General features: G+C 72.6%; 20 protein-coding genes, 1 pseudogene and 2 riboswitches. Of the genes and pseudogenes, 11 read left to right on the top strand and 10 right to left on the bottom strand.

All coding sequences use genetic code 11. The features are described from left to right. Positions 1-23: 23 nt before the first annotated feature. Positions 24-392 carry a Zn-ribbon domain-containing OB-fold protein gene (locus OG245_RS32325; protein ID WP_215110957.1) on the bottom strand — a complete coding sequence of 123 codons (369 nt, stop codon included), beginning with the start codon at positions 390-392 and terminating at the stop codon, positions 24-26. 137 nt (positions 393-529) lie between these two features. Next, the gene (locus tag OG245_RS32320) at positions 530-1,348 is read right to left on the bottom strand and encodes a TetR family transcriptional regulator (RefSeq protein ID WP_371628044.1); all 819 of its coding nucleotides are present in this window, start codon (positions 1,346-1,348) and stop codon (positions 530-532) included. Between the two features lie 169 nt (positions 1,349-1,517). Here OG245_RS32320 and OG245_RS32315 point away from each other — a divergent pair, with 169 nt between their 5' ends. Both OG245_RS32315 and OG245_RS32310 read left to right on the top strand, forming a co-directional pair. After that, positions 1,518-2,303, top strand: coding sequence for an electron transfer flavoprotein subunit beta (locus OG245_RS32315; protein WP_371622015.1), 786 nt, complete (start codon positions 1,518-1,520; stop codon positions 2,301-2,303). A 62-nt stretch (positions 2,304-2,365) separates the two neighbouring features. Continuing rightward, complete coding sequence (locus tag OG245_RS32310) at positions 2,366-3,328, top strand: electron transfer flavoprotein subunit alpha/FixB family protein (RefSeq protein ID WP_371626876.1); 963 nt, start codon at positions 2,366-2,368, stop codon at positions 3,326-3,328. Between the two features lie 75 nt (positions 3,329-3,403). Here the strand turns inward: OG245_RS32310 and OG245_RS32305 are convergent, their stop codons facing one another. The 3 genes from OG245_RS32305 to metE all read right to left on the bottom strand — a co-directional run bounded on the left by OG245_RS32305 (position 3,404) and on the right by metE (position 9,097). Beyond that, complete coding sequence (locus OG245_RS32305) at positions 3,404-4,795, bottom strand: lysine N(6)-hydroxylase/L-ornithine N(5)-oxygenase family protein (RefSeq protein ID WP_371626875.1); 1,392 nt, start codon at positions 4,793-4,795, stop codon at positions 3,404-3,406. A 79-nt stretch (positions 4,796-4,874) separates the two neighbouring features. Then, positions 4,875-6,425: an aspartate aminotransferase family protein gene (locus OG245_RS32300; RefSeq protein WP_371626874.1), complete on the bottom strand. Its 1,551-nt coding sequence runs from the start codon at positions 6,423-6,425 to the stop codon at positions 4,875-4,877. A gap of 347 nt (positions 6,426-6,772) precedes the next feature. Beyond that, complete coding sequence (metE, locus tag OG245_RS32295; protein WP_371626873.1) at positions 6,773-9,097, bottom strand: 5-methyltetrahydropteroyltriglutamate--homocysteine S-methyltransferase; 2,325 nt, start codon at positions 9,095-9,097, stop codon at positions 6,773-6,775. A gap of 165 nt (positions 9,098-9,262) precedes the next feature. Next, a riboswitch (cobalamin riboswitch) is annotated at positions 9,263-9,478 on the bottom strand. Positions 9,479-9,804: 326 nt separating this feature from the next. Here metE and OG245_RS32290 point away from each other — a divergent pair. Continuing rightward, positions 9,805-10,002 (top strand): hypothetical protein, encoded by a 198-nt coding sequence (locus OG245_RS32290; protein WP_371626872.1) that lies wholly within the window; start codon positions 9,805-9,807, stop codon positions 10,000-10,002. An 88-nt stretch (positions 10,003-10,090) separates the two neighbouring features. Here the strand turns inward: OG245_RS32290 and cobF are convergent, their stop codons facing one another. After that, positions 10,091-10,879, bottom strand: coding sequence for a precorrin-6A synthase (deacetylating) (cobF, locus tag OG245_RS32285; RefSeq protein WP_371626871.1), 789 nt, complete (start codon positions 10,877-10,879; stop codon positions 10,091-10,093). Between the two features lies 1 nt (position 10,880). Further along, positions 10,881-11,816, bottom strand: a complete 936-nt coding sequence (locus OG245_RS32280) for a cobalamin-binding protein (RefSeq protein ID WP_371626870.1) — start codon at positions 11,814-11,816, stop codon at positions 10,881-10,883. A gap of 141 nt (positions 11,817-11,957) precedes the next feature. Continuing rightward, a riboswitch (cobalamin riboswitch) is annotated at positions 11,958-12,137 on the top strand. 226 nt (positions 12,138-12,363) lie between these two features. On the opposite strand from OG245_RS32280, the gene OG245_RS32275 reads away from it, so the two are divergent. The 8 genes from OG245_RS32275 to OG245_RS32240 all read left to right on the top strand — a co-directional run bounded on the left by OG245_RS32275 (position 12,364) and on the right by OG245_RS32240 (position 21,661). Continuing rightward, a complete protein-coding gene (locus tag OG245_RS32275; RefSeq protein WP_371626869.1) occupies positions 12,364-13,866 on the top strand; it encodes a CoA-acylating methylmalonate-semialdehyde dehydrogenase in 1,503 nt (500 codons plus the stop codon). Then, on the top strand, positions 13,863-15,017 hold the full coding sequence (locus OG245_RS32270) for an acyl-CoA dehydrogenase family protein (RefSeq protein WP_371626868.1): 1,155 nt from the start codon (positions 13,863-13,865) through the stop codon (positions 15,015-15,017). The genes OG245_RS32275 and OG245_RS32270 overlap by 4 nt, the downstream gene beginning before the upstream one ends. Beyond that, positions 15,014-16,081: an enoyl-CoA hydratase/isomerase family protein gene (locus OG245_RS32265; protein ID WP_371626867.1), complete on the top strand. Its 1,068-nt coding sequence runs from the start codon at positions 15,014-15,016 to the stop codon at positions 16,079-16,081. Before OG245_RS32270 ends, OG245_RS32265 begins: the two co-directional genes overlap by 4 nt. Continuing rightward, the gene (gene mmsB / locus OG245_RS32260) at positions 16,078-17,004 is read left to right on the top strand and encodes a 3-hydroxyisobutyrate dehydrogenase (RefSeq protein ID WP_371626866.1); all 927 of its coding nucleotides are present in this window, start codon (positions 16,078-16,080) and stop codon (positions 17,002-17,004) included. The genes OG245_RS32265 and mmsB overlap by 4 nt, the downstream gene beginning before the upstream one ends. Next, positions 17,001-17,810, top strand: coding sequence for an enoyl-CoA hydratase (locus OG245_RS32255; protein WP_371626865.1), 810 nt, complete (start codon positions 17,001-17,003; stop codon positions 17,808-17,810). Before mmsB ends, OG245_RS32255 begins: the two co-directional genes overlap by 4 nt. A gap of 135 nt (positions 17,811-17,945) precedes the next feature. Then, positions 17,946-19,010, top strand: a complete 1,065-nt coding sequence (locus OG245_RS32250; protein WP_371626864.1) for a biotin/lipoate A/B protein ligase family protein — start codon at positions 17,946-17,948, stop codon at positions 19,008-19,010. Positions 19,011-19,054: 44 nt separating this feature from the next. Continuing rightward, positions 19,055-19,930 (top strand): oxygenase MpaB family protein, encoded by an 876-nt coding sequence (locus OG245_RS32245; protein ID WP_371626863.1) that lies wholly within the window; start codon positions 19,055-19,057, stop codon positions 19,928-19,930. Between the two features lie 81 nt (positions 19,931-20,011). Next, complete coding sequence (locus tag OG245_RS32240) at positions 20,012-21,661, top strand: FAD-dependent monooxygenase (RefSeq protein ID WP_371626862.1); 1,650 nt, start codon at positions 20,012-20,014, stop codon at positions 21,659-21,661. Positions 21,662-21,733: 72 nt separating this feature from the next. On the opposite strand, the gene OG245_RS32235 is transcribed toward OG245_RS32240, so the two are convergent. The 3 genes and pseudogenes from OG245_RS32235 to OG245_RS32225 all read right to left on the bottom strand — a co-directional run. Continuing rightward, complete coding sequence (locus OG245_RS32235) at positions 21,734-23,347, bottom strand: molybdopterin-dependent oxidoreductase (RefSeq protein ID WP_371626861.1); 1,614 nt, start codon at positions 23,345-23,347, stop codon at positions 21,734-21,736. A gap of 123 nt (positions 23,348-23,470) precedes the next feature. Next, positions 23,471-25,693, bottom strand: a complete 2,223-nt coding sequence (locus OG245_RS32230; RefSeq protein ID WP_371626860.1) for an NADP-dependent isocitrate dehydrogenase — start codon at positions 25,691-25,693, stop codon at positions 23,471-23,473. Positions 25,694-25,779: 86 nt separating this feature from the next. Beyond that, a pseudogene (locus OG245_RS32225) lies at positions 25,780-26,214 on the bottom strand (LuxR C-terminal-related transcriptional regulator); the annotation flags it as partial. Positions 26,215-26,219: the final 5 nt, after the last annotated feature.

Below are 26,219 nucleotides of genomic sequence, written 5' to 3'. Positions count from 1 at the left end.
CGCCGCCCGGCCGGCCGGGCCGTTCAGACCCAGTCGCGCCGCGCGGGAGGCTCGCAGAGTTCCAGGACCACCTCGCCCGTCTCCGGCTCGTCCCCGGAGACGGGCCGGACGCGCGCGCCGACCGTCACCAGGTGCGGAGCCGCCCCCACGATCCGGCAGCGGAAGACGAACCCTTCGGAGAACCGCACGAGGGACTCGTTGCGCGCCGCCTCGGTGTAGCGGTGGACCACGGCGGTCCGGACGACCACCCCGTGGCCGGTGGTGCGTTCGGGCTCCAGTTCGCTCGACGCGCACACCGGGCACAGCAGCCGCCGGAACGAGGCGGTACCGCACCAGCGGCAGCGGTTGTAGGAGAGGCCGCACTCCTCGTGCGCCTTCTGGACGGTGCCCATTACGGTGCCCATGACTCTCTGGGACACGGCTCGACCCCCTGCGCTCGTCTCGGACGCGCCGCACCTGCACTGCGGGCGCGTCCGCACCATATGGCACTCAGTGCCGGACAGTAAAGGCACTGAGTGCCCATTGATACTCAGTTCTCGCCGACGGCCGACTCGATCTGCTGCACGACGCGCCACATCGGGGTGCCCTTCCGCGCGACCATCACGATCACCTCTCCGTCGCCGGAGACGGGGAGCGCGGAGACGGGAAGGCCGGAGAGAGGAAGGCCGGAGACGGGAGAGCCGGCGGGAAGGGCCGGCACGGGAAGCGTCGCGTCCGGGCCGGACACGGATCCGTCCGGGAGCCCGCCCTCCCCCTCCGGCGACAGCGCGCCCGCCACTCCCGCGGACCGCCCCCACACCTCGCGCACCAGGGCGAGCGCATGGTCGACGGCCACCTCGGGGTCACCCTCTCCGCCCGAACGCAGCCACAGCCGAAGCCCGTTGTTGTGCGCGGCGACCACCGAGGCGGCGATCACCTCGGCCCTCAACTCCCCGTCCCCCTCCCCGTCCCCGCCCTCACCGAACCGGCCGCGCAGATGCCCGGCGAGGGTCTGCTCGTAACGGCGCACCACCGAGAGTTCGTACGTCCGCAGCCCCGGCACCTCCCGCGTGAGGCGGTAGCGCTGTACGGAGAACTCCGGGTTGGCCGCGTACATCCGCAGCACGATGCGGGCGGCGTCGCACACCGCGCCGACCGGGTCGCTGTCGTCGACGGCGGCCAGGAACTCGGTCATCTCGGCGAGGCAGCGCTCATGGTCCGGGAAGACCGCGTCCTCCTTGGACGGGAAGTAGCGGAAGAACGAGCGCCGGCCCACTCCGGCCCGCGCCACGATGTCGTCCACGGTCGTCCGCTCGAAGCCCCGCTCCAGGAAGAGCTGGAAGGCCGCCTGCGCGAGCACCTCCCGCATGGGTGCCTTCTTCTCGGGTCCTCGTGCCTCGCTCATGCGGCGAAACGTAGCACCGGACGGAGCGTTTTGGCACTGCGTACCTTTACAGAGGGTACTGAGTGCCATAATCTGTCCATCAGAACGAATGACACCCAGGTGGGACCACACCCAGGTAGGCAGGAGAGCCGGCGTGAGCTTGAGGATCGTTGTCTGTGTGAAGTACGTGCCCGACGCGACCGGTGACCGGCGTTTCGCCGATGACCTGACGCTGGACCGTGAGGATGTCGACGGTCTGTTGTCGGAGCTGGACGAGTACGCGGTCGAGCAGGCGTTGCAGATCGCCGACGGGGCGGACGATGCGGAGATCACCGTGGTGACGGTGGGTCCGGAGGATGCCAAGGACGCGTTGCGCAAGGCGTTGTCGATGGGTGCGGACAGGGCGGTTCACGTCGAGGACGACGATCTGCACGGCAGTGATGTGATGGGGACGTCGCTGGTGCTGGCGAAGGCTGTGGAGAAGACGGGTTACGACCTGGTGATCTGCGGGATGGCGTCGACGGACGGGGTCATGGGTGTGCTGCCGGCGCTCCTGGCGGAGCGGCTGGGAGTGCCGCAGGTGACGCTGTTGTCGGAGGTCGCGGTGGCGGGTGGTGTGGTGACGGGCCGGCGTGACGGTGACACCGCGTCCGAGCAGGTCGAGGCGTCGCTCCCGGCGGTGGTGTCGGTGACCGACCAGTCGGGTGAGGCTCGTTACCCGTCGTTCAAGGGGATCATGGCGGCGAAGAAGAAGCCGGTGGAGTCGCTGGACCTGGACGATCTGGGGCTGGACGCGGACGAGGTGGGTCTGGCGGGTGCGTGGACGGCGGTCGATTCGGCGACGGAGCGTCCGGCGCGGACGGCGGGCACGATCGTGAAGGACGAGGGTGAGGGCGGCAGGCAGCTCGCCGAGTTCCTCGTGGGCCAGAAGTTCATCTAGCCCCCTTCCCGTCTTCCCCTCCCCTCCTCTTCCTTCCTTCTCTCTTCCTGGAGTGCGTTGTCATGGCTGAAGTTCTTGTTCTGGTCGATCACGTGGACGGTGCGGTCCGCAAGCCCACGCTGGAGCTGCTGACGCTGGCGCGCCGGATCGGTGACCCGGTCGCGGTGGCGCTGGGTGCGGGTGCGGGGGCGACGGCCGGGGTGCTGGGTGAGCACGGTGCGGTGCGGGTGCTGACCGCGGATGCGCCGGAGTTCGCGGAGTATCTGGTGGTGCCGAAGGTGGACGCGCTGCAGGCGGCGTTCGAGGCGGTGTCGCCGGTGGCGGTGCTGGTGGTGTCGTCCGCGGAGGGCAAGGAGGTCGCCGCGCGTCTCGCTCTGCGGGTCGGTTCCGGTGTCATCACCGACGCCACGGACGTGGAGGCCGGTGAGCAGGGTCCGGTCGCGACGCAGGCCGCGTTCGCCGCTTCGTACACGACGAGGTCCCGGGTCTCCCGGGGTGTTCCGGTGATCACGGTGAAGCCGAACTCCGCCCCGGTCGAGCCGGCGGCCGCCGCGGGTGCGGTCGAGAGCCTGTCGGTGTCGTTCGGTGCGGCGGCGACGGGTACGAAGGTCACCTCGCGTACGCCGCGCGAGTCGACGGGGCGTCCGGAGCTGACCGAGGCAGCGATCGTCGTCTCCGGTGGCCGCGGGGTCAACGGTGCGGAGAACTTCCCTCTCATCGAGGCGCTCGCGGACAGTCTGGGTGCGGCGGTGGGCGCGTCGCGTGCCGCGGTCGACGCGGGCTGGTATCCGCACACCTCCCAGGTCGGACAGACCGGCAAGTCCGTCTCGCCGCAGCTGTACATCGCGTCCGGTATCTCCGGCGCGATCCAGCACCGGGCGGGGATGCAGACCTCGAAGACGATCGTCGCGATCAACAAGGACGCCGAGGCCCCGATCTTCGAACTCGTCGACTACGGCGTCGTCGGCGACCTCTTCGCCGTCGTGCCCCAGCTCACCGAAGAGATCAACACCCGCAAGGGCTGACCCCTCCCGCGAACACCACACCCCGGGCCGCACGGTGCACACCACCGCGCGGCCCGAGGCCGTTCCGCACCGCTGTCACCGTCGCGGTTCGGCCCGGCGCGACGCGGCATCCCGGTCGTCGCTGTCCTGCGCGCCGAGACCGAACGTGGTGAAGGCCGTGCGCTCCGGCAACGGGTAGAACTCCTTGCCCGTCAGCGCGTTGACGATCACGGCGGAACGCCAGGCGGCCAGACCCAGGTCCGGTGCGCCGACGCCGTGCGTATGCCGTTCGGCGTTCTGCACGAAGACGGAACCGGCTATCTCCGGTGCGAGAACGAGGCGTTGGGCCGCGTCGACCTGCGGACGCCCGGCCTCGTCGCGGACGATGTACGGGTCGAGAGCGGCGAGCAGCGTGTCGACGGGGCGCTCCCGGTATCCGGTGGCGAGGACGACGGCGTCCGTGACGAGTCGGCCCCGCGCCTCCTGCTGGCCGTGCTCGATGCCCAGTTCGATGCGCCCCGCCCCGGTGACGGTGGCATCGGTGACCTCGATGCCGGGGGTGAGGGTCACCTCGGGCCAGCTTCCGCCGAGGCTGCGCCGGTACAGCTCGTCGTGGATGTCCCCGAGCGTCTCCCCGCTGACGCCCTTGTACAGCTGCCACTGGCGGGGCAGGAGGCGGTCCCGGGTGGCCTGCGGAAGTCCGTGGAAGTAGCGGGTGTAATCGGGGGTGAACTGCTCCAGGCCGATCTTGCTGTACTCCATCGGCGCGAACGCGGGCGTACGGGCCAGCCAGGTCAGCCCCTCCGCCCCCTCGGGCCGGGACCGCAGCAGGTCCAGCAGGACCTCGGCGCCCGACTGGCCCGAGCCGACGACGGTGACGTGGCGGGCGGCCAGCAGCCGGTCCCGCTGCGAGAGATAGTCGGCGGAGTGCAGCGCGACGGCGGCCGGGTCCTGGACCAGCTCCCGCAGGGGTTCCGGGACGTGAGGGGCCGTGCCGACGCCGAGGGCGAGGTTGCGGGCGTGGGCGAGCCCGGTCGTGGGCGCCTCGCCGTCGGCGCCCAGCCGGGTGAACTCCACGGCGAACGCGTCCTGTCCTGGGTCCCAGGCCACCGTGTCGACCCGGTGGCCGAAGCGGGTGGCGGGGAGTTCGGTGCTCACCCAGCGCAGGTAGCTGTCGAACTCGGAGCGGTGGATGTGGAGCTGCTCGGCGAAGTAGAACGGGAAGAGCCTGCGGCGGATCTTGAGGTAATTGAGGTACGACCAGGGGCTGGTGGGTTCGACAAGGCTCACCAGGTCCGCCAGGAAGGGCACTTGAAGCGTCGCCCCCTCGATGAGCAGCCCGGGGTGCCAGTGGAAGGCCGCTCGCTGCTCGTGGAAGACGGTGCGCAGCCCCGGGACGCCGTCGGCGAGTGCGGCAAGGGAGAGGTTGAAGGGGCCTGCCCCCACCCCCAGCAGATCGAGGGGCGGCGTGCGCGGTCCTGGCGTCATCGGGTTCCTCCGGCGGGGATCGCTGGGGCGGCGGGGCGTCCGGGGCGTCGTTCCGGACGCGTCGTGCACGTCGTCAGCGTCATGGCGACAGCCTTTCCGCCACGGGGGCTTCGGTGTCCTCGGCCGCCGCGGCTTGGGGAGCGGCTCGATCCGCCGCCGTTTCGGTCGCGGCACGGTCCGCCGCCGCCGCGACGAGGTCGAGCAGCGGCAGCAGGTCGGCGGCAGCGGCGTCCGGGTGCAGCAGTGTGGCCTTCAGCCACAGGCGGCGCCGTCCGTCGCCGTCCTCCGCCACCGCGCGGCCGAGGACGGCGCGCCCCTCGGCGAGCAGGGTGCGGCGGACGGCGGCGACCACCGCGTCGCCCGCCTCGTCCGGCAGCGCGTCGGCCACCACGGGGCGGAACAGCACGGTGCTGATCCCGATGTCGCCGGGGCGGCGACGCAGTGCGGGGCGGGCGTCGACGGCCCCGCCGAACTCGTGGGCCGTACGCACGCAGTGCTCCACCAGCTCGCCGAGACCCCGGCGTCCGAGCGCTCGGAAGGTGACCGCCATCTTCAGGGCGTCGGGGCGCCGGGTGGTGCGGATCGAGCGGCCCAGCAGGTCCGGGAGCCCTGCCTCGGTGTCGTCGTCGGCGTTGAGGTAGTCGGCGCGCAGGGACAGCGGGGCGAGCATCTCCGCGTCCGCGACGGCCAGCACTCCGGCGGCGACCGGCTGCCAGCCGAGTTTGTGCAGGTCGAACGTGACGGACGCGGCGTGTTCCAGGCCCGCGAGCAGCGGGGCCAGGCGCTCGCTGAACATCAGCGGACCGCCGTAGGCGGCATCGACGTGGAGCCTGGCCGCGTGCCGCTCGGCGACGCGCCCGATCTCCGGGAGCGGGTCGATGCGCCCCTCGTCGGTGGTACCGGCGGTGGCGACGACCAGGAGCGGTGCTCCCGCCAGGGCGGTCAGGGCGTCGTCGAGGGCTGCCGGGTCGATCCGCCCGTCGTGGCAGGCGACGGTCACGGGGGCGGGCAGGCCGAGCATCCATGCGGCGCGGTGGACGCTGTGGTGGGCGTTGGCGCCGGTCACCACCCGGAGGGTGCCGGGGGCTGCCCGCTCCCGGGCGAGGAGCAGGGCGACCAGGTTGGACTCGGTGCCGCCGCTGGTGATGAGGGCGTCGGGGGCCGGGGCCGCCGGGTGGATCAGCCGGGCCAGTGCGGCCGTGGTCAGCTCTTCGATCACCCCGGCGGCGGGCGCCTGGTCCCAGGAGTCCATGGAGGGGTTGAGGGCCGCCCCGGCCAGGTCCGCCGCGACGGCCACGGCGAGCGGCGGGCAGTGCAGATGGGCGACGCAGGCGGGGTCGGCCGGATCGGCGGCGCCTTCCGCGACCGCGCGGACCAGGTCCCCGAGCGCGGCCTCGGGCCCGACGCCCTCCTCCGGCAGGACCGGGGCGCAGAGGGCGAGCGTGCTCAGGGCCACGGCCTCGGGTCCTCCGGCGGGCAGCGGTCCGCCCCGGGCGGGGGCGGCGCTCTCCAGCGCGTCCAGGACGATCGCGGTGAGGGCCCGTAGCCGGCCGGGCCCGTGCGCACCGCCCGCGACGAGGCCTTCCCGCGGACCCGACGGGCCGGGGGCCGGCGACGTACCGTCGCTCACACCCCACGCTCCACGGGGAGTTCGCGGGGCGGCAGGCCCTGAGCACGCAACATGGCGGAGTCCTTCGGTCGGAGTGCGCGGCGGGTCGTGCGGGTGTGCCGCCCCGCGCACGGGGCGGCACCGGTCACGGAAAGATCCACAACCGGGCATTCGTTGGTTAGGCTAACCTAACTCCGACCCTGCGGAAGAATGCGCTCCCGCCGTACGGGACGACACGCCGGTGCCCGAACTGCCGTTCCCCCGAGCGTAGTCGGGACGGAGCCGACGGCCCAAGCCGGCACCGGTCCGGCGGCGCGGACGGGTCCCGGTGCGGGGGCGGTCGTGGCCGCTCCCGCACCGGGCCCGGCTCACACCGCTTCGGTGGGAAGCTCCGCGCGGATCTCCCGCGCGGCGGCGACCAGGTTCTCCAGGGAGACCCGGGTCTCGGGCCAGCCACGGGTCTTCAGGCCGCAGTCCGGGTTCACCCACAGACGTGTCGCCGGGATGGCTTCAAGTCCCTTGCGCAGCAGGGCCGCAGCCTCCTCGGTGCTGGGGATGCGCGGGGAGTGGATGTCGTAGACGCCCGGGCCCGCCTCGCGGGGATAGCCGTGGGCGGCCAGTTCGCCGGCGACCTGCATGTGGGAGCGGGCCGCCTCCAGGCTGATGACGTCGGCGTCGAGATCGTCGATGGCCTGGACGATGTCGCCGAACTCCGCGTAGCACATGTGGGTGTGGATCTGGGTGTCCGGCCGCACCCCGGAAGTGGCGAGCCGGAAGGACTCCGTCGCCCACTCCAGGTACGCGGCGTGCTCGGCCGCCCGCAGCGGAAGCGTCTCGCGGAGCGCGGGCTCGTCGACCTGGATCACCGAAGTGCCGCTCTCCTCCAGGTCATTCACCTCGTCCCGCAGGGCGAGGGCCACCTGGCGCGCGGTGTCGCCTAGCGGCTGGTCGTCGCGGACGAAGGACCAGGCGAGCATGGTGACGGGGCCGGTGAGCATGCCCTTGACGGGGCGTGCGGTCAGCGACTGCGCGTACGTGGTCCAGCGCACCGTCATCGGCTCGGGGCGCGAGATGTCGCCCGCGAGGACCGGCGGCCGGACGTACCGGGTGCCGTAGGACTGCACCCAGCCGTGCTGGGTGGCGAGGTATCCGGTGAGCTGCTCGGCGAAGTACTGGACCATGTCGTTGCGTTCGGGTTCGCCGTGCACCAGGACGTCGATCCCGGCCTTCTCCTGGAAGGAGAGGACCTCGCGGATCTCGTCCTTGATGCGCTCCTCGTACCCGGCCTCGTCGATCCGCCCCGCACGCAGGTCGGCGCGCGCGGTGCGCAGTTCGGTGGTCTGCGGGAACGAGCCGATCGTGGTCGTCGGGAGCAGCGGCAGCCCGAGGTGGGCGCGCTGGGCGGCGGAGCGCTCGGTGTACGGCTGCGAGCGGCGGCCGTCGGCGTCGGTGATGGCCGCCGTGCGGGCGCGGACGGCCGGGTCGCGGGTGAGCGCGGCGTCGGCGCGGGAGGCCAGGTCGGCGCGGTTGGCGGCGAGTTCGGCCGCGATGGTGTCCGTGCCGGCGCCCAGGCCGCGGGCCAGGACGACGATCTCCTCGGTCTTCTGCCGGGCGAAGGCGAGCCAGCGGGCGATCCCCGGGTCGATGCCCTGCTCGGCGTCCGCGTCCAGCGGGACGTGCAGCAGGGAGCAGGAGGCGGAGACGTCGACCCGGTCGGCGAGGCCGAGGAGGGTGCCGAGGGTGGCGAGCGACTTCTCGTAGTCGTTGATCCAGATGTTGCGGCCGTTCACGACACCGGCGACCAGGCGCTTGCCGGGCAGTCCGCCGGCCGCCGCGAGGTCGTCGAGGTTCCCCGCGCCGGACTCGGTGAAGTCGAGGGCCAGCCCGTCGACGGGGGACTTGGCCAGGACCGTCAGCGCCTCGCCGAGTCGTCCGAAGTAGGAGGCGACCAGCAGTCGGGGCCGGTCGGTGAGTCCGCCGAGCTCACGGTAGGCGCGGGCGGCGGCGTTCAGCTCGGCCGGGGTGCGGTCCTGGACGAGGGCGGGCTCGTCGAGCTGCACCCATGCGGCGCCCGCCGCGCGCAGATCGGCGAGGACCTCGGCGTACACGGGGAGCAGCCGGTCCAGCAGGGTCAGCGGCTCGAAGTCCGCGGCGACGCCGGGGGCCGGCTTGGCGAGCAGGAGGTAGGTGACGGGGCCGACGAGCACCGGCCGGGGCGTCAGGCCGAGGGCCAGCGCCTCCTGGTATTCCGCGACCTGCTTGGCGGAGTCGGTGGTGAACACCGTGTCCGGCCCCAACTCGGGCACCAGATAGTGGTAGTTGGTGTCGAACCACTTCGTCATCTCCAGCGGGGCGACGTCCTGCGTGCCGCGGGCCATGGCGAAGTAGCCGTCGAGGGCGTCGGTGTCGACCGCTTCGCGGTGCCGCCCGGGGATGGCGCCGACCATGACGCTGGTGTCCAGGACGTGGTCGTAGTACGAGAAGTCGCCGGTCGGCACCTCGTGGACGCCGGCCTCGGCGAGCTGCCGCCAGGTCCCCCGGCGCAGTTCGGCGGCGGTCTCCCGGAGGGCGTCGGCGTCGACGCGGCCCTTCCAGTAGCCCTCGACGGCCTTCTTCAGTTCGCGGTTGGGGCCCTGGCGGGGGTAGCCGTACACGGTGGCTCGTGCTGCCGCGGCTGCGGGCTTCGCTGTCACGTGACTCTCCTTCGCGAGCGTGTCTGCGGGACGGACCCCGGGACCGGACGCGGACGCGAAGGGATGACGCATCGGGCGGAGACCGGGACACGTCGCATCCGTGTCCGTCCGCCCGATGGTTACGCCGACCCGCCCACGAGGTCACCGAGATCTCCGCACGCGAACGGTCGCGTGCGGGCAACGGGCAGGTCTTCGGACTCGCGGGCACGTCTGCCGGGGCAGACACCTACTGGCCGTCGCTTCCCAGACCCGGCCGGGCCCAGTGCGTATGACGGCGGTCGTTCCCACTCACCGCTGCGGGGCAGTCCCGGATTCCCACCGGGTTCCCTCTTGCGACACCCTGTCTGGCGGACAGGGTGAACCAGCTGCACCGATCACCCTAAGGGGACGCCCGGCCCGCGCACACCGTTGTTCACACTTCGGACGGTGACGTGGGACACGGGCCGGCGCACTCCCCGGCTCCGGGCCGGACTCCGTCGCGGCGGGTCACAGCGTCGAGCTACGCGCGTTCTCCGCTCGTTCGGCTGTTCGTCAGCGCCGTGCTGACCGCCAGTCAGGTCGGGCGCGTCCACTGGACGCGACAGTGACACAGATGTAACCGAATGGCGTAGGGACTGCGGAACCACCGAGCGTCACAAGCCGTTCTTCTTCCCACTACACGGCCGCCGACCCGCGGCGAGGCCGACCGAGGAAACGGAAAACGCCAGATGAAGAAGACAGTCGGGTGGGCCCAGGACGGCGACGACTGGACGATCACCGTGAACGGCACGCTGTATCGCGCGATCGAACGACCCGCGGACGGCCGGGTGCACGACTACCTGGTGCGGGGCGACGACCTCACCGCCGAATGCCCGAGCCTGGGGCACGGGCTCGGCGTGATCAGGGCGCACGAGACCGGGCGCTGACGCCTCCTGACACCTCGGCCGGTCCGACGACGAGGTGCGGAGGCCCTCGCCGCCCGCGCCTCGGCGCGGACCCGTGAGCCGGCGGCCGTCAGTCGCCGTCGGCGCCCGGCGCCCGGCTCAGCAGGTAGGTGTCCATGATCCAGCCATGCCGTTCGCGGGCCTCCGCGCGCAGCCCGCTGATCCGGCCGGCCACCTCGTCGAGCGGGCCGGAGACCAGGATCTCTTCCGGGGTCCCGATGTAGGCGCCCCAGTGGATCCACCACCCGACGCCCGCCAGATGCGTGAAGCTCTCGTGGCCGTCGAGCATCACGACGAGGTCGCAGTCCTCGGGGAATCCCCGGGCGAGACGCCGTCCCGGGGTGATGTGGACGGGGCGGCCGACCTGATTCAGGGTGACGCGGTGCCGGGCGGCGAGGGCGGAGACGCTGCTGATGCCGGGGATCACCTCGTGGCCGAATTCCACCGTCCCGCGGCCTCGGATGTCGTCGAGGATGGCGAGGGTGCTGTCGTACAGGGACGGGTCGCCCCACACCAGGAAGGCTCCGCACTGCCCCGGTGCGAGCTCCTCCACGATCAGGCGTTCGCAGATGTCGGCGCGGCGGTGGCGCCAGTCGTGCACCGCCGAGGCGTAGCGCCCGGCGTCCTGCTGGGTGCGGTCCCGCCAGGGGTCCTCGGCCTCGACGACGCGGTAGGGGCCGGTCAGGTGTTCGTCGAGGATGTCCCGCCGCAGCCGGGTCAGCGCGTCCTTCTCCTTGCCCTTTCCCAGCACGAAGAAGACGTCGGCCCGGCGCATGGCCTTCACCGCGGCGAGCGTCAGGTGGTCGGGGTCGCCGGCGCCCATGCCGATGACGAGGATGTGACGGGGTGCGTCGTTCATGTCAGCCGTTCCTCCTGGTGGTACCTGCGATGCGCTGCGCCTCGTGCCCGCTGACGGGCTCCCCCGCCCGGACCCCGTGCAGCACGTGCGCCAGCACCTCGGCGCCCCGGACCACCCGGGGGCCGGGGCGGTTGTGGTGGGCCGGGCCGTCGAGGACCCAGACCTCCCCGGCGCGTACGGCGGGCAAGTCGTCCCAGCCGGGCAGCGAGGTCAGCAGGTCCAGCTCGCGTACGGTGCGCCCGGGCGGGAATCCGCAGGGCAGCAGCAGGACGACGTCCGGCCGGGCGTCCCGTACGGCGTCCCAGTCCATGGGCTTCGTGTGCTCGCCGGGCGCGGCGAGCAGCGGCGTACCGCCCGCGGCCGTGATCTGTTCCGGGACCCAGTGACCGGCCGGCCAGAGCGGATCCAGCCATTCGATCGCCACCACGCGCGGCCGCCGGAGCCCCTCGGTCAGGCGGCGCACGGCAGCCAGCCGGGCGGTCAGCTCCGCCCGTCGTAGTGCGGCCCGTTCCGGCACGCCGAGCGCGTCGCCGAGGCTGGTCAGACAGTCGAGTACGTCGTCGAGGGTGCGGGGTTCCAGGCTGAGGACGCGGGGCCCGCCGTCCAGCTCCCGTACCGCCCGTGAGACGCCGGCGTAGGAGAGAGCGCACACGTCGCAGAGGTCCTGGGTGAGGACCACATCGGGGGCGAGCGCGGCCAGGGCCTCGGTGTCCAGGGTGTAGAGCGAGGAGCCGGAGTGGGCCGCGCCGCCCACCGCGTCGGAGATCTCACGGCTCGTGAGGGTGTCCGGGGAGAACTCGGCGGCGGTGACGACGGGGATGGAGTCGACCGTTCCGGGCGGCCAGTCGCACTCGTGCGTCCGGCCCACCAGGGCGTCGGCCAGCCCCAGGACGGCCACCAGATCGGTGGCGGCGGGGAGGAGCGAGACGATGCGCATGCCCTCGACCCTAAAGCCTGGCTCCCGGGGGGCGGCGCGGGCGGGCGTCCGGGTGCGGATCGGGTCCGGAGCGAGGCGGGGTGGACTTACTAGGACGTCCAACTATATCGTCGGGGCAGCGGGGTGGCCGGTGCGCAGCCGGACGCCCTCAAGGCCCGTGGTGTCAGGGAAGCCGGTGCGAGTCCGGCGCGGTCCCGCCACTGTGACCGGGGAGTTCGTCCTCGCAGGACACGCCACTGACGGCGAAGCAGCCGTCGGGAAGGCATGAGGGCGAGCGCTGATCCGGGAGTCAGGATACCGGCCGCGGGATGTTCCGTGTTTCCACGAGGATGGAGCAGACACGCATGGCACCGGTCCGTTTTCCCGGCCCCGCAGGCACGTCACGGCGAGCGGTTCTTCCCGCCCCCTGACGGCCCCGCCCTCCGCGTCCACATCGGTCGGCCCCTCCGCGCCCGCGCACCGGATCACCGGCGCGCCGTGCGCCGGTGGCCGCCGCGCGCCATCCCCGGATCTCACCTGACCATCTCACCGACGAGAGCAGGCTTCCATGGTCCGCGAACTCACCCATGTCATCGGCGGCAAGCACACACCCGGCACCTCGGGCACCTACGGCGATGTCTTCGACCCCAACACCGGCCGGGTCCAGGCCCGCGTGCCGCTGGCCGACCGCTCCGAGACCGAGGCGGCCATCGCCGACGCCGAGCAGGCCCAGCGCGCGTGGGGCGAGTGGAATCCGCAGCGCCGCGCCCGCGTGCTGCTGCGCTTCCTCCAACTCGTCGAGAAGGAGAAGGGCTCCCTGGCCCGGCTGCTCTCCTCCGAGCACGGCAAGACCGTGGCCGACGCGCACGGCGACATCGCGCGCGGGCTGGACGTCGTGGAGTTCGCCGCCGGCGTCCCGCATCTGCTGAAGGGCGAGTTCAGCGACAACGCGGGCGCCGGGATCGACGTCCACTCGCTGCGCCGGCCGCTCGGGGTGGTCGCGGGCATCACCCCGTTCAACTTCCCCGCGATGATCCCACTGTGGAAGGCCGCGCCAGCCCTGGCCTGCGGAAACGCCTTCATCCTCAAGCCCTCGGAGCGGGACCCGTCGGTGCCGCTGCGGCTGGCGGAGCTGTTCCTGGAGGCGGGCCTGCCGCCCGGGGTTCTCAACGTCGTCAACGGCGGCAAGGAGGCCGTGGACACCCTCCTGGAGGATCCGCGCGTCAAGGCGCTCGGCTTCGTCGGCTCGACGCCCGTCGCCGCGCACCTCTACGCCACCGCCGCCGCCCACGGCAAGCGCGCGCAGTGTTTCGGCGGGGCGAAGAACCACATGATCGTGATGCCGGACGCCGACCTGGACCAGGCGGTGGACGCGCTGATCGGCGCCGGTTACGGCTCGGCGGGCGAGCGGTGCATGGCGATCTCGGTGGCCGTGCCGGTGGGCGAGGCCACCGCGGACGCGCTGGTCGCCAGGCTCACCGAGCGGATCGCCGGGCTGCGGATCGGCCGCTCGGACGACCCGGACGCCGACTTCGGGCCGCTGGTGGGCCGCGACGCGGTGGACCGGGTGCGCGGCTACGTCGACCTCGGCGTCCAGGAGGGCGCCGAACTGGTCGTCGACGGCCGGGACTTCACGCTGGAAGGGCACGAGGACGGCTTCTTCGCGGGCGCGTCGCTCTTCGACCGGGTCACTCCCGACATGCGGATCTACCAGGAGGAGATCTTCGGCCCCGTGGTGTCCGTGGTCCGCGCGGCGGACTACGAGGAGGCGCTGCGGCTGCCCTCGGAGCACCCGTACGGCAACGGCGTCGCGCTCTTCACCCGCGACGGCGACACCGCCCGCGACTTCACGCGCCGCGTCGACACCGGCATGGTCGGCGTCAACGTGCCGATCCCGGTGCCGGTGGCCTACCACACGTTCGGCGGCTGGAAGCGGTCCGGCTTCGGCGACCTGAACCAGCACGGGCCGGACGCCATCCGCTTCTACACCCGTACCAAGACCGTCACTTCGCGCTGGCCCGCCTCGGGGATCCGGGACGGGGCCAGCTTCACGATTCCGACCATGGGATGAGTGCCGTGACCACGCTCCTCACCGACGACCAGCTCGCGGTCGTCGAGACGACCCTGGACTTCGCCCAGGAACACCTGTCCCCGCACGCCGTGACCTGGGACCAGGACAAGCACTTCCCCGTCGACGTGCTGCGCAAGGCGGCGGGGCTCGGCCTCGGCGGCGTGTACGTGCGGGAGGACAGGGGCGGCTCCGAGCTGTCCCGCTCCGACGGCGTCCTGGTCTTCGAGGCCCTGGCCACCGGCTGCCCGTCCATCGCGGGCTATCTCTCCATCCACAACATGGTCGGCTGGATGGTCGACCGGTACGGCACCGAGGACCAGCGGGCCCGCCATCTGCCGGAGCTCTGCACCATGGAACGGCTCGGCAGCTACTGCCTGACCGAGCCGGGCGCCGGGTCCGACGCCGCCGCGCTGCGCACCCGCGCGGTGCGCGACGGCGACCACTACGTGCTGACGGGGACGAAGCAGTTCATCTCCGGGGCGGGCGCCTCGCACCTCTATGTCGTACTGGCCCGCACCGGCGACGACGGGGCCCGGGGAATCTCCGCGTTCCTCGTCGAACGGGACGACCCCGGGCTCACGTTCGGGCCCAACGAGAAGAAGATGGGGTGGAACGCCCAGCCGACCCGGCAGGTCCTGCTGGACGAGGTGCGGATCCCGGCCGACCGGCTGCTCGGCGAGGAGGGCGGCGGCTTCCGCATCGCGATGAACGGGCTCAACGGCGGCCGCCTCGGCATCGCCGCCTGCTCGCTGGGCGGGGCGCAGAGCGCTCTGGACCGCAGCCTCGCGCATCTCGCGGACCGGGAGGCGTTCGGCGTCCGGCTGCTGGACGCGCAGGCGCTGCAGTTCCGGCTGGCCGACATGGCCACCGAACTGGCCGCCGCCCGGGCGCTGGTGCGGCATGCGGCCGAGGCGCTCGACCGGAACGTGGCCGCCGCCCCGCAGTTGTGCGCGATGGCCAAGCACTTCGCGACGGACACCGGCTACTCGGTGGCCGACCGGGCGCTCCAACTGCACGGCGGCTACGGCTATCTGGCCGAGTACGGCATCGAGAAGATCGTCCGGGACCTGCGGGTCCACCAGATCCTGGAAGGGACCAACGAGATCATGCGCGTCATGGTGGCCCGGAGCCTGACGGGAGCCCTGCGATGACCGAGGAGCTCGTCCTCGCCCGCGTCGAGGGACGTACGGGGGTGCTGACCCTGAACCGGCCGGGGGCGCTCAACGCGCTCACCCACGCGATGGTGAAGACGGTCACGGCCGCCCTGGACCGGTGGGAGCACGACCCGGTGGTGGCCGCCGTCGTCCTCACCGGGGCCGGGGAGCGCGGCCTGTGCGCGGGCGGCGACATCCGGTCGATCTACGAGGACGCCCGCGCGGACGGCGGGGCGACGGCCGCGTTCTGGCGCGACGAGTACCGGCTCAACGCCCGCATCGCCCGCTACCCGAAGCCGTACGTGGCGGTCATGGACGGCATCGTGATGGGCGGCGGGGTCGGGGTCTCGGCGCACGGCAGCGTCCGGATCGTCACCGAGCGGTCCAGGGTCGCCATGCCGGAGACCGGGATCGGCTTCGTACCGGACGTCGGAGGGACCTATCTGCTGGCCCTCGCACCCGGTGAGCTGGGCACCCATCTCGCTCTGACCGGTGCGGTGGCGGGGGCCGGGGACGCCCTGCTGTGCGGGCTCGCGGACCACTTCGTACCGGGGGCGGAGCTGCCCGCGTTCCTCGCCGCGCTGGCGGGCGAGGCCCCGGCGGCGGCGCTCCCTCGCCACGTCCGGGACGTGCCGCCCGGGGTTCTGGAGCACAACCGCTCCTGGATCGACCGCTGTTACGCCGCCGACACGGTCGAGGAGATCGTGGAGCGGCTGCTCGCCTCCGACGTCCCGGCGGCGGGCGAGGCGGCCGCCACGATCCTCGGCCGTTCGCCGACCGCGCTGAAGGTCACCCTCGCCGCACTGCGCCGGAGCCGCGGACTCGGCCCGCTGGAGCGGGTGCTGGAGCAGGAGTACCGCGTCTCCTGCGCGGCTCTCTCCTCCCCCGACCTGGTGGAGGGCATCCGCGCCCAGGTGATCGACAAGGACCGCGCGCCCCGGTGGTCGCCGGGCACGCTCGTCGAGGTCACGGACGCGGACGTGGCCCGGTACTTCGCACCGACCGGCGACGAGGGACTCTCCCTCGCCGCATCCGACTCACCGCAGGAGGTGCCCTGGTGACCACGACCGTCGCCTTCATCGGACTGGGCCACATGGGCGGCCCGATGGCGGCCAACCTCGTCCGGGCCGGACACCGGGTGCTCGGCCACGATCTGGTCGAAGCCTGTCTGGCGGCCGCCGCTATGAGCGGGGTCGAGCGGGCCGAGTCCGCCGCCGACGCCGCATCGGCGGCCGACGTGGTGATCACGATGCTGCCCGCGGGCCGCCATGTGCTCTCCCTGTACGGTCCGGAGGGCCTGCTCGCCGCCGCCCGCCCCGGCACCCTGTTCGTCGACTGCTCGACCATCGACGTGGCCGACTCCCGGGCCGCCCACGCGGCGGCACAGGCGGCAGGCCACCGCTCCCTGGACGCCCCGGTCTCCGGCGGGGTGGTGGGCGCAGAGGCGGGCACGCTCACCTTCATGGCCGGGGGCTCGCAGGCCGCGTTCGCGGCGGCCGAGCCGCTGCTGTCGGTGATGGGGAAGAAGGCGGTGCACTGCGGGGCGGCGGGCGCCGGGCAGGCGGCGAAGATCTGCAACAACATGATCCTCGGCGTCTCGATGATCGCCGTCAGCGAGGCGTTCGTGCTGGCCGAGAGCCTCGGCCTCTCCGACCAGGCGCTGTACGACGTGGCGTCGGCGGCCTCCGGCCAGTGCTGGGCCCTCACCGTCAACTGCCCCGTCCCCGGCCCGGTCCCGGCCAGCCCGGCCAACCGCGACTACCGCCCCGGCTTCGCCGCCCCGCTGATGGCCAAGGACCTCTCCCTGGCGGCCAACGCGGTCCGCGCGGGCGGAGTCGACGCAGAACTGGGCCTGCGCGCAGCCGAGTTGTACGCACGGTTCGCCGAGGGCGCGGGAGCGGACCAGGACTTCTCCGGGATCGTCCGCGCCATCCGGGCGGCCTCGACGCACACCACCGACACGCAGAAGGGCGCCACCGCATGAGCGAGCACAGCGAAAGCACGTCCGGCCCGGGGCCGTACGGGACCATCCTGGTCGAACGCCGGGGCCGTACCGCCCTGCTCACCCTGAACCGGCCGGAGGCGCTCAACGCGCTGAGCCTGGACGTCATGCGGGAGACCGTCGAGGCCACGGAGGCGCTCGACCGCGACCCGGACGTCGGCTGCATCGTCATCACCGGCAGCGGGGTGAAGGCGTTCGCCGCCGGGGCGGACATCAAGGAGATGCAGCCGCGGAGCTACATGGACATGTACCTCAGCGACTGGTTCACCGCCTGGGACCGGCTCGGCCGGCTGCGCACCCCGACGATCGCGGCCGTACGGGGATACGCGCTCGGCGGCGGCTGCGAGTTGGCGATGCTGTGCGACCTGGTCATCGCGTCGGACACGGCCGTCTTCGGGCAGCCGGAGATCCGGCTCGGCGTGATCCCCGGCATCGGCGGCTCGCAGCGGCTCACCCGGGCGGTCGGCAAGGCCAAGGCGATGGACCTCTGCCTCACCGGGCGGACCATGGACGCCGAGGAGGCGGAGCGGGCCGGTCTCGTCTCCCGGATCGTGCCGGACGCGGACCTGCTGGAGAAGGCGCTCGCGGTCGCGGGGACGGTCTCCGGCATGTCGGCGCCCGTCGCGATGATGGCGAAGGAGGCGGTGAACCGGGCCTTCGAGACGACGCTCGCCGAGGGGGTGCGCTTCGAGCGCCGCCTGTTCCACGCGGTGTTCGCGACGGACGACCAGAAGGAGGGCATGAAGGCGTTCTCCGAGAAGCGACCCGCGGAGTTCACCCACCGCTGACGCCCCGGCGCACTCCGGCGGACGGTGTCCCGGGCCGGGGATGATCGGCACTCCCGCGCGCGTTATAGGTGGGTGTGTCCGGCTCGTCGCCGAGCCGGCCCCGCACAACGGACATCGGAAACTGGAGGCGGCGCTGTGCACGGTGAGTACAAGGTTCCCGGCGGCAAGCTGGTCGTGGTGGACCTGGATGTGGAGGGCGGGGCGTTGCGGAACGTCCGCGTCGCCGGGGACTTCTTCCTCGAACCCGACGAGGCGATCCTCGCGATCGACGCGGCACTGGAGGGCGCCCCGGCCAACACCGACACGGCCGGGCTCGCGGCCCGGATCGAGGCGGCGCTGCCCGACTCCACGGTGATGCTCGGACTCAGCGCGGAGGGCGTCGCCGTCACCGTGCGCCGGGCGCTCGCGCAGGCCACGGAGTGGAGCGACTACGACTGGCAGCTGATCCACGAGGCCCCGCAGTCGCCCGCCCTGCACATGGCGCTGGACGAGGTGATCACCGCCGAGGTCGCGGCGGGGGTCCGGCCGCCCACGCTGCGGGTCTGGGAGTGGGACTCCCCCGCCGTGATCATCGGCAGCTTCCAGTCGCTGCGCAACGAGGTGGACCCGGCGGGCGTCGAGCGGCACGGCGTGAACGTGGTGCGCCGGATCTCCGGCGGCGGCGCGATGTTCGCCGAGCCCAGCTCCACCATCACCTACTCGCTGGCCGTCCCGCAGTCCCTGGTCTCCGGACTGTCGTTCGCCGACAGTTACGCCTATCTGGACGACTGGGTCCTCGAAGCCCTCGCCGACATGGGCATCAAGGCCTGGTACCAGCCGCTCAACGACATCGCCACCGAGGTCGGCAAGATCGCCGGGGCGGCGCAGAAGCGGATGGTCGGACCGGACGGCGGGCCGGGCGCCGTGCTGCACCACGTGACCATGGCGTACGACATCGACGCCGACAAGATGCTGGAGGTACTGCGCATCGGGAAGGAGAAGATGTCCGACAAGGGCACCCGCTCCGCGAAGAAGCGCGTCGATCCGCTCCGCCGGCAGACGGGGCTTCCCCGCCAGACCGTCATCGAACGCATGATCGAGTCGTTCCGCAAGCGCCACGGTCTCACCACGGGCAGCGTGACGGACGACGAACTGGCGCGCGCCGAGGAACTCGTACGCACCAAGTTCGGTACGCCGGAGTGGACGGCCCGGGTGCCCTAGCGAAGCCCGGACCCGTCGGACGTCCGCCCGGCATACTGGGACCCATGAACAGGGTGACGCCGGGCGCCGGGGTGCGGGAACGGATCGGCAGGGGCTTGTTCTCCCGGGTCGCGGGCCCCTCCGGCCCGGAGAACCGGGCCCGGATCCATGGCACCCCGGGCCCCCGCTGGTTCGGCCCGGACCGGCCGGTGCGCCGGGTGCACGGTGACGCGTCCATGTTCATCGGCGGGCTGCGGGCCCTGCTCCTCCAGTCGCTGCACCCCCTCGCCATGGCCGCCGTCGCGGGCCACTCCGGGTTCCGGGGCGATCCGTGGGGGCGGCTCCAGCGGACCAGCACGTTCCTGGCGGTGACCACGTTCGGTACGGCGGAGCACGCCCAGGAGGCGGTCGACCGCGTCCGGTCCGTGCACGAGGGGGTGCGCGGAATCTCGTCCTCCGGCGAGCCCTACCACGCGGCCGACCCGCACCTGTTGTGCTGGGTGCACATCGCCGAGGTGGACAGCTTCCTGCGCGCCCACCAGCGGTACGGGGCACGGCCGTTGGACGGCGCCGGGTGCGACGGGTACATCGACGACATGGCGACCGTGGCCCGGGCCCTCGGCATCCCCGACCCGCCGCGCGACCGGGCGGAGCTGGCGGCACGCATCGCCGCCTACCGCCCCGAGCTGCGCGCCACCCAGGAGGCGCTGGACGCGGCCCGCTTCATTCTCCGGCATCCGCCGCTGCCCTGGCCGGCCCGTCCCCCGTACGCCGTGCTCGCCGCCAACGCCGCGGCAGCCCTGCCGCCGTGGGCCGGGGAACAGCTGCGGCTGCCCCGGCTGCCGATGGTCGAGAGGATCTGCGTACGGCCCGCCGGGAGGGCCCTGACGGGGACGATCCGGTGGGCGATGACTCCGCCGCCCCCACCCGCTCGGGCGTGAGGCTCCCCGGGTGCCGGAGACCGCCGATGGCAGGACGATGGAGGAAACCGTACCCAGGGGGGCCCACGGCGGGAGGCCCCGGTGGCACGCAGCGAATCGACCGACGTACTCGTGGCGGGCGCGGGCCCGGTCGGGCTGATGCTCGCCGCCGAGCTGCGGCGATCGGGGGTCTCCTGCCGGATCGTGGACCGGCTCCCGGCGCGGCTGCCGTTCGCGAAGGCGGTGGGCGTCCAGCCGCGGACCCTGGAGCTCTTCGACCGGATGGGCCTGGTGCGGGACATGCTCGATGCCGCCGTCCCGATGCGCGGACAGCTGACGTACGTGAACGGGGTCGCGCAGGAACGGATCGAGCTGGTCCTGCCGCCCGAGGTGCCGTACGGCTTCGCGGCGCTGCCGCAGTACGAGACCGAGCGCGTCCTGGAGGAGTTCCTCGGGCGTTTCGGCACCCTGATCGAGCGTGCCACCGAACTGGTGGCGTTCGCCCAGGACGCCGACGGGGTGACGAGCCGGCTGACCACGTCGGCCGGTGGTGAGGAGGAGGTCCGCTCCCGGTTCCTCGTGGGGTGCGACGGGGCGCACAGCCTGGTCCGCAAGGGGCTCGGGCTGTCCTTCGAGGGCGGCGCGTTCCCGGAGGAGTACATGCTCGCCGATGTGGAGGTGGACTGGGGTCTGCCGCCCGGGTACGGGGTGCGCTCCATGCACCGGGGCGAGGACGGCGCGATCGACGACCTGCTGGTCTGCATCCCGCTGCCGGGGACGGGCCGCTACCGGATGTCGATGCTGGTGCCGCCGGAGCTGTCCGCCGCACGGCAGGCGGAGGCGTCCGGGACCGCGGGCGGCGACGGGGTGGCCCACGGTCTGGAGGGCGGCACCGCGCCCGCCCTCGCCGACATCCAGAAGGTCCTGGTCCGGCTGGCCCCGGAACCGGTCACGGCGTCCGCGCTCCGCTGGTCGTCGGTGTTCCGGATCAGCCACCGGCTGGTGGACCGGTACGGGCGGGGCCGGGTGTTCGTCGCCGGGGACGCGGCGCACATCCATCCGCCGACCGGCGCCCAGGGCATGAACACCGGGATCCAGGACGCCTGCGGCCTGGCGTGGAAGCTGGCACTGGCGGTCGGGGACGCGGCGGGTCCGAACGTCCTCACCGCTTACGACGCCGAGCGCCGTCCGGTCGGCGAGGAGGTCGTCGGGCGGACCGTCCGGCACGCGGCCGAGGGCGTCCAGGCCGATCCGGCGGACCCCGGCACGCTGCTGCTGCGCGAGGCCCAGCTGCTCATCGACCACCGGGACAGCCCGCTGGTGACGCCCCTCGGCCCGGACGACGGGAGCGTACCGCGCCCCGGGGACCGGGCGCCGGACTGCGGCGGCCTCACGGGCGACATCGCCGCGTATCCGATGCGGCTGTTCGACGTCCTGCGCGGGAGCGGGCACGTCCTGCTGGTCTACGGGACCCACCCGGCCGGCGACACGCCGGCCGATCTCGCCGCCGCGGCACGGGAGTCGTCCCATGGCCTGATGGAGACCCGCTGGATCCTGCCCGCAGACGCGACCGCCCCCGCCGGGGCGCCGGTCCCCTTCCACCGGGACTCTCTCGGCGAGTTCGCGCGTCAGTACGGGGCCGGGGAGGGGACGGCTTTCGTGGTGCGGCCGGACGGCTATCTCGGCGCCCGGCTGTGTCCGCCGACGGTCCGGGGGCTGTCGTCGGCGAACGGCAGGGTCTTCGCCCCGTGAGGCGGCGCGAACGCCCTGCCACGGGCAACACTTGACGATGCGTCAGCCCACGGTCACCACGACGAGGGATCGTCAGTCCACCGTCACCACGACGGAGTGCCAGCCGCTCGCGCCGTCGGGAACGGTCTTGGTGCGCTCCTCGGTCTGGAGCTCGCCGGTGCCGTCGGTGGCGCGGACGGTCAGGGTGTGACCACCGGGGGTCGCCTTCCACGGATAGGACCACTGGCGCCAGGTGTCGACCGTGCCCTGTTCGGCGAGTTGCGCCGGCCGCCAGGGACCGTCGTCCACCCGGATCTCGACCTTCTCGATGCCGCGGTGCTGGGCCCAGGCCACCCCGGCCACCATCACCGTGCCGGCCTCCGGGCGTCCGAAGGGCTTGGGGGTGTCGATCCGGGACTGGGTCTTGATCGGGGCCTTCCGCGCCCACTTGCGCTTCACCCAGTAGGCGTCGTAGTCGTCGAACGTGGTGAGCTCGATGTCCTCGATCCACTTGCAGGCGGACACGTACCCGTACAGGCCGGGGACGAGCATCCGGACGGGGAACCCGTTGACGAAGGGCAGCGGTTCGCCGTTCATGCCGACGGCGAGCATCGCGTCCCGGCCGTCCATGACGTCCTCGACGGGGGTGCCGAGCGTCATGCCGTCCACCGAGCGGGCGATGATCTGGTCGGCCTCGCCGCCTCGGGACGGCGGCTTGACGCCCGCCTCCTTGAGCAGGTCGGCCAGGCGCACGCCGATCCACCTGGCGTGACCGATGTAGGGTCCGCCGACCTCGTTGGAGACGCAGCAGAGGGTGATCTCGCGTTCGATCAAGGGCCGTTGCAGCAGGTCCTGGTAGGTGAACTCCAGGTCCCGGCGCACGCCCTTGCCGTGGACGCGCAGCCGCCAGGAGTTGGCGTCGACCTTGGGGACCACGAGGGCGGTGTCCACCCGGTAGAAGGAGCCGTTCGGGGTGGTGAAGGGGCTGAGGCCGCGGACCCTCAGCTGTGCGCCCGCCGGGATCGGCTTCGCGGGCGAGGCCGGCTTCGGCAGGGTCACGGCCTCGCGGGAGGCGACGGCGTTCTGGCTGCTGCGGCTGTTCAGCGCACGGCCGACGGCGCCGGCCGCCGTGGACGCGGCGGCCGCGGCGGTGGCGGCGATCACGAAGCCCCGCCGGTCCCAACCGGCCTCGTGCTGGGGCTCGTCGGCCCGTTCGCCGTCCGGCTCGTCCCCGGTGTCGCGGTGCGGGCCGGTGAGCCGGCCGATCAGGACGTACAGCAGTACGGCCCCGACGACCGCCCCCACCAGGGACGGCAGACCGTCCACGAGGCCCGTGGAGTCCGGCCTGCTGACGGCGGCCGCGGTGCCGACCACACCGAAGACCAGGACGGCGGCGGAGCCGGCCCGCCGGTGCCGCAGCGCCAACAGGCCCACGACCAGGGCGAAGAGGGCGAGCGTGACGACGATGCCGAGTTGCAGGACGAGCTTGTCGTCCTCGCCGAAGTTCCGGATCGCCCAGTCCTTCACCGCGGCGGGCGTCCGGTCGATGGCCGCACCGCCGACCGCCGTCACGGGACTCGCCTCGGGCCTGACGGCCGCCGACACCAGCTCGGCGACGGCCAGCGAGGCGAATCCCGCGAGCAGTCCGCTCAGTGCGGCGAGCGCGCCGCGGGTCAGGGCTTTCCGGGTGATACTCACGGTCGTCATTCGGAGCCCCGGACCCGGCGGATTGGTCCGTCCCCCGTACGGGCTCCGAACGCGCACCGCCCCGGCGGGCGCGGGGCCTGCCGGGGCGGTGCGGTGAGGTGGACGGGTCCGCCTCTCTTCAGGTCAGGCGAGCGACGCGATGGCCTGGTTGAACGTGGCGGACGGGCGCATGACCGCCTCGGCCTTGGCCGGGTCGGGCTGGAAGTAGCCGCCGATCTCGGCCGGGGAGCCCTGCACCGCGATCAGCTCGGCGACGATGGTCTCCTCCTGCTCGGCCAGCGTCTTGGCGAGCGGCGCGAACGCCTCGGCGAGCTTGGCGTCGTCGGTCTGCCGCGCCAGCTCCTGGGCCCAGTACAGGGCCAGGTAGAAGTGGCTGCCGCGGTTGTCGATGCCGCCGAGGCGACGGCTCGGGGACTTGTCCTCGTTGAGGAAGGTGCCCGTCGCCCGGTCCAGGGTGTCGGCGAGGACCTGGGCCCGCGCGTTGTCCGTGGTGGTCGCCAGGTGCTCGAAGCTGACCGCGAGGGCCAGGAACTCGCCCAGGCTGTCCCAGCGGAGGTAGTTCTCCTTGACGAGCTGCTGGACGTGCTTGGGGGCCGAGCCGCCCGCACCGGTCTCGAAGAGGCCGCCGCCGTTCATCAGCGGGACGACGGAGAGCATCTTCGCGCTGGTGCCGAGCTCCAGGATCGGGAAGAGGTCGGTGAGGTAGTCGCGGAGCACGTTGCCGGTGACGGAGATGGTGTCCTCGCCGCGGCGGATGCGCTCCAGGGAGAAGGCGGTGGCCTCGACCGGGGACTTGATCGAGAGGTCCAGGCCGTCCGTGTCGTGGTCGGCGAGGTACGTCTTCACCTTGGCGATCAGGTTGGCGTCGTGCGCGCGGGTCTCGTCCAGCCAGAACACGGCCGGGTTGCCGGTGGCGCGGGCGCGGGTGACGGCGAGCTTGACCCAGTCCTGGATGGGCAGGTCCTTGGTCTGGCACATCCGGAAGATGTCGCCGGCGCCGACGGCCTGCTCCAGCACGACCGCGCCGCTCGCGTCGACGACGCGCACGGTGCCGGTGGCGGGGATCTCGAAGGTCTTGTCGTGGCTGCCGTACTCCTCGGCCTTCTGCGCCATCAGACCGACGTTGGGCACGGAGCCCATGGTCGACGGGTCGAAGGCGCCGTTGGCGCGGCAGTCGTCGATGACGACCTGGTAGACGCCGGCGTAGCTGCTGTCCGGGAGGACGGCGATGGTGTCGGCCTCGTTGCCGTCCGGGCCCCACATGTGACCCGAGGTGCGGATCATGGCGGGCATGGAGGCGTCGACGATGACGTCGCTGGGGACGTGCAGGTTGGTGATGCCCTTGTCGGAGTCGACCATCGCGAGGGCGGGGCCCTCGGCGAGCTCGGCCTCGAAGGACGCCTGGATCTCGGCGCCGACGCCCGGCAGGGAGTCCAGGCCCTTGAGGATGCCGCCCAGGCCGTCGTTCGGGGTGAGGCCCGCCGCGGCGAGCTGCTCGCCGTACTTGGCGAAGGTGTCGGGGAAGAAGGCGCGGACCGCGTGGCCGAAGATGATCGGGTCGGAGACCTTCATCATGGTGGCCTTGAGGTGCACGGAGAACAGCACGCCCTCGGCCTTGGCGCGGGCGACCTGCGCGGTGAAGAACTCGCGCAGCGCGGCGACGCGCATGACGGCCGCGTCGACGACCTCGCCCTTGAGGACGGGTACGGACGCGCGGAGCACGGTGGTGGTGCCGTCGTCGCCGTGGAGCTCGATGCGGAGCGAGCCGTCCTCGGCGATGACCGCGGACTTCTCGGTGGAGCGGAAGTCGTCGACGCCCATGGTCGCGACGTTCGTCTTCGAGTCGGCCGTCCAGGCGCCCATGCGGTGCGGGTGGGCCTTGGCGTAGTTCTTGACGGAGGCGGGGGCGCGGCGGTCGGAGTTGCCCTCGCGCAGCACCGGGTTCACGGCGCTGCCCTTGACCTTGTCGTACCGGGCGCGGACGTCCTTGGCCTCGTCGGTCTGCGGGTCGTCCGGGTAGTCCGGAAGGGCGTAGCCCTGCTCCTGGAGCTCGGCGACGGCGGCCTTGAGCTGCGGGATCGACGCCGAGATGTTCGGCAGCTTGATGATGTTCGCGCCGGGCGTCCTGGCCAGCTCGCCGAGCTCGGCGAGAGCGTCATCGATACGCTGCTCGGCCTTGAGGTGCTCCGGGAAACTGGCGATGATCCGGCCCGCGAGGGAGATGTCACGGCGCTCGACCGTGACGCCTGCGGTCGAGGCGTAGGCCTCGACCACGGGCAGGAACGAGTAGGTCGCCAGGGCAGGGGCCTCGTCGGTGTGCGTATAGATGATGGTCGAGTCAGTCACCGGGTGCTCCGCTCCACGTCTGCAACATTGCTTGACATCAAGATATCTCTTCACCGTGCCGGGCTCCACAAGGCCCCCGCACGGGTTCACGCACCGTGGGCGCGTCCGCGTCCCGGGGCCGGGCCCTCGTCGGTCCGCGACCGGGGCTCGACCAGCCCGGACGCGTAGGCGAAGACCACGAGCCGGGCCCGGTCGCGGGCGCCGAGCTTGATCATCGCGCGGCTCACATGGGTCTTGGCGGTGAAGGGGCTGACCACCATGTGGACAGCGATCTCGTCGTTGCTGAGGCCGCGGGCGGCGAGCGCGGTGACCTCCCGCTCACGTCGGGTGAGGGAATCCGGTCCGGGAGCGGAGAAGCGGTCCGGAGGGCGGGCGACGAACTCGCCGATCAGCCGGCGGGTGATCGCGGGCGGGAGGAGGGCGTCACCGGCGGCGGCGACCCTGATCACCCGGAGCAGATCGGCGGGCTCGGTGTCCTTCAGGAGGAAGCCCGCGGCTCCGGCGCGCGGCGCCTCGAAGACATCGG

It is taken from the genome of Streptomyces sp. NBC_01116 (genome assembly GCF_041435495.1).
Classification (GTDB): domain Bacteria; phylum Actinomycetota; class Actinomycetes; order Streptomycetales; family Streptomycetaceae; genus Streptomyces.
The sequence above is the reverse complement of the archived record's forward strand: the minus strand, read 5'-3'. Positions and strand labels throughout refer to the sequence as shown.